Origin of the sequence: Kitasatospora sp. NPDC059571 (assembly GCF_042735675.1) — a bacterium.
In the GTDB taxonomy this organism is placed as follows: Bacteria; Actinomycetota; Actinomycetes; order Streptomycetales; family Streptomycetaceae; genus Kitasatospora.
Window position 1 is genome coordinate 16,755 of the sequence record NZ_JBHWBW010000009.1, and the last position, 7,099, is coordinate 23,853.

General features: G+C 75.8%; 7 protein-coding genes, 1 tRNA gene and 1 pseudogene. 4 read left to right on the top strand and 5 right to left on the bottom strand.

Translation table 11 applies throughout. The features are described from left to right. Nucleotides 1–186: pseudogene (locus tag ACFV0G_RS02770) on the bottom strand (hypothetical protein); the annotation flags it as partial. Between the two features lie 137 nt (nucleotides 187–323). Between ACFV0G_RS02770 and ACFV0G_RS02775 the strand changes: the two are divergent. Beyond that, nucleotides 324–1,469: a low temperature requirement protein A gene (locus tag ACFV0G_RS02775; protein ID WP_380540467.1), complete on the top strand. Its 1,146-nt coding sequence runs from the start codon at nucleotides 324–326 to the stop codon at nucleotides 1,467–1,469. A gap of 54 nt (nucleotides 1,470–1,523) precedes the next feature. On the opposite strand, the gene ACFV0G_RS02780 is transcribed toward ACFV0G_RS02775, so the two are convergent. The 3 genes from ACFV0G_RS02780 to ACFV0G_RS02790 all read right to left on the bottom strand — a co-directional run bounded on the left by ACFV0G_RS02780 (nucleotide 1,524) and on the right by ACFV0G_RS02790 (nucleotide 4,449). After that, a complete protein-coding gene (locus ACFV0G_RS02780; RefSeq protein ID WP_380540470.1) occupies nucleotides 1,524–2,273 on the bottom strand; it encodes a tyrosine-protein phosphatase in 750 nt (249 codons plus the stop codon). 150 nt (nucleotides 2,274–2,423) lie between these two features. Continuing rightward, a complete protein-coding gene (locus ACFV0G_RS02785; RefSeq protein ID WP_380540472.1) occupies nucleotides 2,424–3,173 on the bottom strand; it encodes an SDR family oxidoreductase in 750 nt (249 codons plus the stop codon). Nucleotides 3,174–3,261: 88 nt separating this feature from the next. Next, entirely contained in the window at nucleotides 3,262–4,449 is a 1,188-nt protein-coding gene (locus ACFV0G_RS02790) for a DNA glycosylase AlkZ-like family protein (RefSeq protein WP_380540475.1), read from the bottom strand. A 143-nt stretch (nucleotides 4,450–4,592) separates the two neighbouring features. Between ACFV0G_RS02790 and ACFV0G_RS02795 the strand changes: the two genes are divergently transcribed. Both ACFV0G_RS02795 and ACFV0G_RS02800 read left to right on the top strand, forming a co-directional pair. Beyond that, nucleotides 4,593–5,267, top strand: a complete 675-nt coding sequence (locus tag ACFV0G_RS02795) for a DNA polymerase beta superfamily protein (RefSeq protein WP_380540542.1) — start codon at nucleotides 4,593–4,595, stop codon at nucleotides 5,265–5,267. 101 nt (nucleotides 5,268–5,368) lie between these two features. Beyond that, nucleotides 5,369–5,441, top strand: a tRNA-Lys gene (locus tag ACFV0G_RS02800). Nucleotides 5,442–5,549: 108 nt separating this feature from the next. On the opposite strand, the gene ACFV0G_RS02805 is transcribed toward ACFV0G_RS02800, so the two are convergent. Next, on the bottom strand, nucleotides 5,550–6,017 hold the full coding sequence (locus tag ACFV0G_RS02805; RefSeq protein ID WP_380540478.1) for an adenylate cyclase: 468 nt from the start codon (nucleotides 6,015–6,017) through the stop codon (nucleotides 5,550–5,552). Between the two features lie 178 nt (nucleotides 6,018–6,195). Here ACFV0G_RS02805 and ACFV0G_RS02810 point away from each other — a divergent pair, with 178 nt between their 5' ends. Then, nucleotides 6,196–6,972: a VOC family protein gene (locus ACFV0G_RS02810; RefSeq protein WP_380540481.1), complete on the top strand. Its 777-nt coding sequence runs from the start codon at nucleotides 6,196–6,198 to the stop codon at nucleotides 6,970–6,972. The last annotated feature ends 127 nt before the right edge of the window (nucleotides 6,973–7,099 follow it).

The window sequence follows — 7,099 nt, forward strand, 5'->3', positions numbered from 1 at the left end:
CGCGTCGCCCCGGGTGAGCGCCGCGGCCCGCCCGGGACCGGCCGGCCGCCGCCCCGGCACGGCGGCCGCCGTCCCGGCCGCGGCGAGCACGGCGCCGCCGAGCTCGCGGCGCCCGCTCCAGCGCGCCGTGCCGTAGCCGCCGACCAGTCCGGCGGCGGCGACGGCCGATGTGGGGATCCTCGCCATGGTGCACTCCTTCACGGACCTGTCCGACGCCCCACGGTAACCCCGGCCGGTTCGTCCCCGACCGGCCGGGCCACCGCTGCGGGCGGTGCCGCCCAAACCGCCCCGGCGGCCCGCACTCCTGATCCATACTCACCGACGTGACCGCCGAACCGACCGTGACAGAGTCCGACTCACAGCTCCGCGCCAGCCCGCTGGAGCTCTTCTTCGACCTCGTCTTCGTCTTCACCATCACCCAGCTCACCGCCAGCCTGACCCACCACCTCACCCCGGGTGGGCTGGTCCGGGTATTGGTGATGCTGGCGGTGATCTGGTGGATGTACGACGCCTTCATCTGGCTCACCAATGCGATGCCGCCCTCCACCCACCCGCGGCGGGGCCTGCTGCTGACCGCCATGGCCGGGTTCCTGGTGATCTCGCTGGCGGTTCCGCACGCCTTCGAGGGCAGCGGGGTCGCCTTCGGCTTGGCGTACCTGGTGGTGATCGCCGTGCACACCGGGATGTTCGCCGGGGCCGGGGTGGGTGGGACGGCGGTGCTCCGGATGGGGCTGGCCAACCTGGTGAACGCCGCCCTGGTGGTCGTCGGCGGCTACCTCCGGGGCGCGCCCCAGCTCGCCCTCTGGGCGGCGGCGTTCGCGCTCCAGCTGATCACGCCGTACCTCGTCGACCTGCCCCGGTTCCACCTGCGGGCGGACCACTTCGTCGAACGGCACGGGCTGGTGGTGATCATCGCCTTCGGCGAGTCGGTGATCGCCCTCGGCATGGGCGCGGGCGACCGGCCCGAGCTCACGGTGACCCCGGTGCTGGCCGCCCTGTGCGCGCTCGCCGTCTGCGTCGGCCTGTGGTGGGCGTACTTCGGCCACGACGACGACGAGCAGTCCGTCCGCTTCCTGGCCCCGCTGGACGACGCGCGGCGCAACCGGCTCGCCATCCGCGTCCACAACCTCGGCCACTACCTGCTGCTCTTCGCGGTGATCCTGTTCGCCGCCGGCGCCGAGGGCGCGGTGGCCCATCCCACCGGGCACCTGCCCCTCGACCGGGCGGTCACCCTGGCCGCCGGCCCGGTCCTCTTCCTGCTGGTCAACGCGGACATCCGGCACACCCTCGGGCTGCACCCGGTGGCGCCGCGCCTGGTCGCCGCCGTCCCGGCCGCGGCCACCGTGCTGCTCGGCACCCGGGTCTCGGCGATCACCCAACTCGCGTCGATCGCCGCCGTCCTGGCCCTCGCCTTCGGCTGGGAGGAGCGCTCCGCTCCCGCGACCGGTGACGACGCCGGCCAGTGGTGAGGACGCCGGGGCTGCCCGGCGGGCCGGGCGGCCCACCCCGGAAGGACCCGGCGGTCAGCCGGCCAGCCGGGCCCGGACGGCGGTGAGGTCCGCACGGGTCGCGCCGTGTGCCAGCAGGTAGTCCTCGACGGTGCCGTGGAGTTCGCGCATGCGGTCGAGGGCGGCGAGCAGGTTCTCCGCCTCCACGGGGTGGGAGAGCTGCTCGTCGCCGTTCTCGTCGAGATAGGTGACCGGCCCGCGGTCGAGGCCGAGGTGGGCGTTGGAGCGGAGGAAGTCGGCGACGATCTCGTCCTGCGGCAGGCCGGCCAGGTGGTGCAGGACGGCGATGGTGATGCCCGTGCGGTCCTTGCCGACGGCGCAGTGCACGATCGCGGGCAGCCCGTCCTCGGCGGCGATCCGGCGGACGGCCCCGGCGATCGCGTAGCCGCCGGTCTCGGCCATGAAGACGTAGACCTCCCGTGCGCCGACGGGCCACTCGATGCCGGTCTCGGCGCGGTCCGGGAGCAGCGGGAGGTGGTGGTCGTCGTACCCGAGCCCGTGCCGCTCGTCGGGCCAGCGGGAGCGCTCCGTCGCGGTGCGCAGGTCGACGACCGTCCGCAGGCCGAGCGCCGCGAGCCGCTCGGCGCCCTCCGGGGTGAGCAGGCTCAGCGTGCCCGAGCGGAAGAGCACGCCCCGGCGCAGCGGCCCGACGCCGGCGTCCCGGAAGTTGGGCACGTCCGGGACGGCGACGTGGGCGAGTTCGGGCCGGCCCGGCAGGGTGGTCGCGTCGGCAATGCCGATGGTGTCGGTCTCACGGTCGCTCATGGGTTCCACGGTAGGTGCCGCCGGGCGCCGCGGCCGGGGCTTCCGGCCAACTCGCGGGGCCGGCCGCCGGGCGGCCGCTGGCCGCTCCCCCGCCCGCCTGCCGGGCGGCCCGGGACGGGACGGCTCGCCGCCCCGCGCCGCCCTGGACGGTCAGCGCCCGCCCGCGACGTCCAGGAACGCGCCCGTGGTGTACGAGGCGGCCTGCGACAGCAGGTACACGATGGCCTCCGCGACCTCCTCCGGCTGCCCGCCGCGCCCGAGCGGCAGGTCGGGGGCGACCCGGTCGACCCGGCCGGGCTCGCCGCCGAGCGCGTGGATGCCGGTGTGGATCAGGCCGGGCCGCACCGCGTTCACCCGGATCCCCTCGGCGGCGACCTCCAGGGCCAGCCCGCGGGTCATCGAGTCCAGCGCGCCCTTGGAAGCCGCGTAGTCCACGTACTCGTTGGGCGAGCCGAGCCGGGAGGCCGCGGAGCCGACGTTCACGATCGCGCCGCCGCGGCCGCCGTGGCGGGTCGACATCCGCCGGACGGCCTCGCCGGCGCAGAGGAACGGGCCGGTGATGTTGGCCGCCCAGATCCGCGCCAGCCGGTCCTCGTCCATCTCGTCGAGCCGGCACTGCCGTTCCAGCGTGCCGGCGTTGTTCACCAGGGCGGTGAGCGGGCCGAGTTCGTCGTCCACGGCGCGGAACAGTCGGGCGGCCTCGGCGGCCCGGCTGACGTCCGCCCGGACGGCCATCGCGATGCCGCCCGCGGCCTCGATCCCGGACACCACGGCGGCCGCGGCCTCCTCGTCGGCCCGGTAGTTGACGCAGACCCGGTAGCCGCGGGCGGCGGCCAGCCGGGCGGTGGCGGCGCCGATGCCTCGGCCCCCACCGGTGATCACCAGTACCTCGTCGTCCATGGTCCGACCGTAGCCGAACGGCCGGGCCGCAGCCGACCGTACGGCCGGCCCGCGATAGGCCGGCCGGGGCGGTGCCGGTCGGGTCGGGTCAGGCGTCGGCGGCGGCGCGCAGCGCGGCGATCTTCGGGGCGCGGCTCTTCGGGGAGTCCAGGCTGAAGCCGCGGGCGTCGCCGAGTTCGTCGCGGACGAAGGCCTCGGTGCGGGCGATCGCGTCGCGCAGGGCCGCGTCGGCGGGCACGAACAGCTGGTGGACGATCTCCCGCTGCTCGGTGTCGTACTCCCAGCAGCCGACGATCCGCCCGCGGTCGACCACGACATGGGTCTGCGGGTCGCTCTCGCTGCCGAAGCTCCGGCCGGCCCGGGAGGCCGGGACGGGCCGCTGCGCATCGGCCGGATCGAGCAGCCGGGCCAGGTCGCGGTGGAGCAGGTGGATCCCGTCGATGCCGGCGAGCAGCGCGTACGACGGCTCCGACGGGACGGTGAAGTCCTCGAACTCGTCGGCCAGTTCGACGGGCAGCAGCAGGTCGGTGCCGGGCAGTTCGACGAGGTCGAGCGGGGCCAGCGCGGCCTTCGCGGTGGCGGCGGTGAAGCCGGTGAACCAGCGCAGGTGCTGCACCGAGGCGGGGGCGGCCCAGGACAGGTACCGCTCGGCGAGCTCGGCGGCCGATCCCCGGACCGGCTGGTCCCACCGGACGTAGCCGTAACGCTGCTGGTCCAGACGGCCGTTGACCGGCACCCGGCGGATCGAGCCGCGGGCCTGCAGCAGGCCGAGGGCCAGTGGCAGGGTGGTCGACACCCCGCGCTTGCGGCCGGCCTCGCCGAGCGAGCGCACCGCCGGGCCGGCCGCCCCGCGGATCGCCGCCGGGTCCATCGGGCCGTCCTCGGAGAGGAGTTCGGTGACCGCCAGGCAGAGCTTCTCCACCTCGTCGCGGGTGACGTCCAGATGCTTGGCGGCGGAGGCGATCTCGCCCTCGGGGACGCTCGCCCCGGCCGCCAGCCCGAGCGCGAAGTCGGCGGCCGGCAGGACGTACGTGCAGCCGCGGGCGGACGGCAGCTCGTGCACCTCCAGCGCGGCCACCGCCGCGTCCACCTCCGCCCGGCCCAGCCCGGCCCGGGCGAACAGCCCGAGGTAGGGGGCGGCGCCGCCCACCGAGCGGGCCCAGCCCGCGGCGGCGAGCACCTCGGCGGGGGAGGCGCCGGCCCGGGTGCCGTCCAGCCACTGCCGGTGCGCCCACCAGGCACGGAGTTTCGCCGTCGAAGTCCCGCTGTTCGCCATGCGCCCAGTATCGGCGCGGCCCGCGCCGCCGCCCCGCAACGACGTACCGACGGAGCGCAAATGGTTCGCGCGGCAGGGCCGTCCGGCGGCAGACTGCCCGAACGGCCAACCATCCACCTGTGCGAAGCGGAGGCGACGCGCCCATGCACATCCTGCTCTCCGGCATCGTCGGATCCACCGCGTACGGGCTCGCGCACGCGGGGTCCGACATCGACCGGCTCGGCCTGTTCGCGGCACCGACCACCGACCTCCACGGCCTGCACCGGCCGGCCGAGTCGCACGTCACCACCGCCCCCGACCACACCCTGCACGAGGCCGCCAAGTGGTGCCGGCTCGCGCTGGCCGGCAACCCGACCGCGTCCGAGCTCGTCTGGCTGACCGACGACCTCTACGAGGTGCGGACGGCGTTCGGCGACGAACTGATCGGCATTCGGCGGTCCTTCCTCGGGGCCGGCCCCGTCCGCCGGGCCTATCTGGGCTACGCGGCCCAGCAGTTCCGCAAGCTCACCACCCGGGACCCGGCCGACCCGGCGGCCCGGGCGCGGGCCGCCAAGCACGCCCGGCACCTCGTCCGGCTGGTCGAGCAGGGCCTCGCCCTGCACGAGAGCGGCGGGATCACCATCCGGCTCGCCGACCCGGAGCGGGTCCGCGCCCTCGGCGAGCGCTACGCGGCGCGGCCCGAGGAGGCGGTGGAACTGCTCGCCGCCGCGGAGGCCCGCTTCGACCGACCCGGTTTACTGCCCGAATCCCCGGACGAGGCGCCCGCGGAGGCATGGCTGCGGCGGGTGCGGGCGGCCCACCTGGCAGCCGCGGCGTGATCTTCCGGCGCGGCGCACAATCCGCTGGCGGGGCGGCAGGGATCACCGGGTAGGATCGCCCCCGGCGCGTGCTGTACCGACACGGTGGAGCGCCTGCCGGCGGGCCGCTAGCTCAATTGGCAGAGCTGCGGACTTTTAATCCGTAGGTTCAGGGTTCGAGCCCCTGGCGGCCCACCTGTCACAAGCCTGTCGGGAGGGCGTTCTCCGTACGGAGGACGCCCTTCGCCGTCCCCCGCACGGTCCGCACCGGTCCGCCCCGGTGCAGCGGGCAGTGACGCACCGTCAGTCCGGCGGCGCCGTGGCGGTGGCCAGCCGGCGGTTCTTGTACTCGTCGCGGTCGGTGACCTCGGTGCCGAACCAGGGCGGCGGTGCGAAGGCGGCCGCCTCCTCCTGCGAGGCGAACTCGACCTCGACCGTGCGCAGGCCGGCCAGCCGGCCGTGGTAGCTGTCGACCACGGCCTCGGTCCCGTCCAGGGGGACGATCCGCCGGTCCTTCTCCAGCCGCGCCCGCTCGGTGGCGGGCCAGAGCTCGGCGAACTGCGCCGGGTCGAGGGCGATCTCCCACTCGCCCCTGACCAGCCCGGAGCCGTGCTTCACGGTGAGTGAGCAGGCCTCGCCCTGGCGCCGCAGCCGGGCCTCGTCGCCGCCGGCGCCGACCACCAGGTACCCCTGGAGGACGGGCAGCGTCCGGCCCCCGGGCACCTCGGCGCCCGGCTCCACCAGGAACTTGCGCTCGATCTCCACGCCCATCCGGCTCTCCCCTCGCTCCGGGCCGCCGGTCCGCGCCGGGGCGGCCCCCGCAGCAGCCTACGGAACGCGGCCGCCGCCGTCGGCGCTTTCACCCGCGCGGCCGCTGCCCCTCCCAGTGGCGGGCGGGCGGGGCAGCGGCCAAGGTGGGCGGCGGGGGACCGTCACGCTGGGAGGCGCAATGCCCGAGGTAACCGCCCGCTACAAGCCCGGCACGCCGTGCTGGGTCGACCTGATGGCCAAGGACCAGCAGGCCGCGCTGGACTTCTACCGGGACCTGTTCGGCTGGCAGGGCGAGGTCGGCCCGCCGGAGTACGGCGGCTACGCGGTGTGCGCGCTGAACGGCCGCCCGGTGGCCGGCATCGGCCCCGCGATGGCCCCCGAGGGGGAGCCCGCCCCGCCCACCGTCTGGACCACCTACCTGGCCTCCGACGACGCCGACGCCTCGCTGGCCGCCATCACCGCCGCCGGCGGCACCACGCTGATGCCGGTGATGGACGTCGGGACCACCGGCCGGATGCTGGTGGCCGCCGACCCGACGGGTGCGGTCTTCGGTGTCTGGCAGCCGCTGGAGTTCATCGGTGCCGGCGTCGTCAACGAGCCGGGCGCGCTGACCTGGAACGACCTGCACACCAGCGACCTCCCGGCCGCATCGGCCTTCTACACTTCCGTGTTCGGCGTGGAGGTCGCGCCGATGGAGGGCATGCCCGGCTACCACGGCTTCCAGGTCGGCGGCCGGCCGGTCGGCGGCGTGGTCGGCCTGGAGAACGACCCGCCCGGGACGCCGTCGCACTGGCAGGTCTGCTTCGCGGTGGACGACACCGACTCCACGGTGGACGCCCTGGTCAAGGGCGGCGGCACGGTGCTGGCACCGCCGTTCGACACCCCGGTCGGCCGGATCGCCCTGGTCGCCGACCCGCAGGGCGCGGTCTTCGCGATCATCACCGCGGCCTCCTGAGCCGCCGTCCGCCGGGCGGGGGGGGGGGCGCCGCGCCGGCGCGCCCCCGCCGGGGGCCCGCCCCCCCCGGCTGGTCGGCGTGGGCGGGCTGTTCGGTGAGCGCCCGGGGGTAGTAGACCTCGGTGCC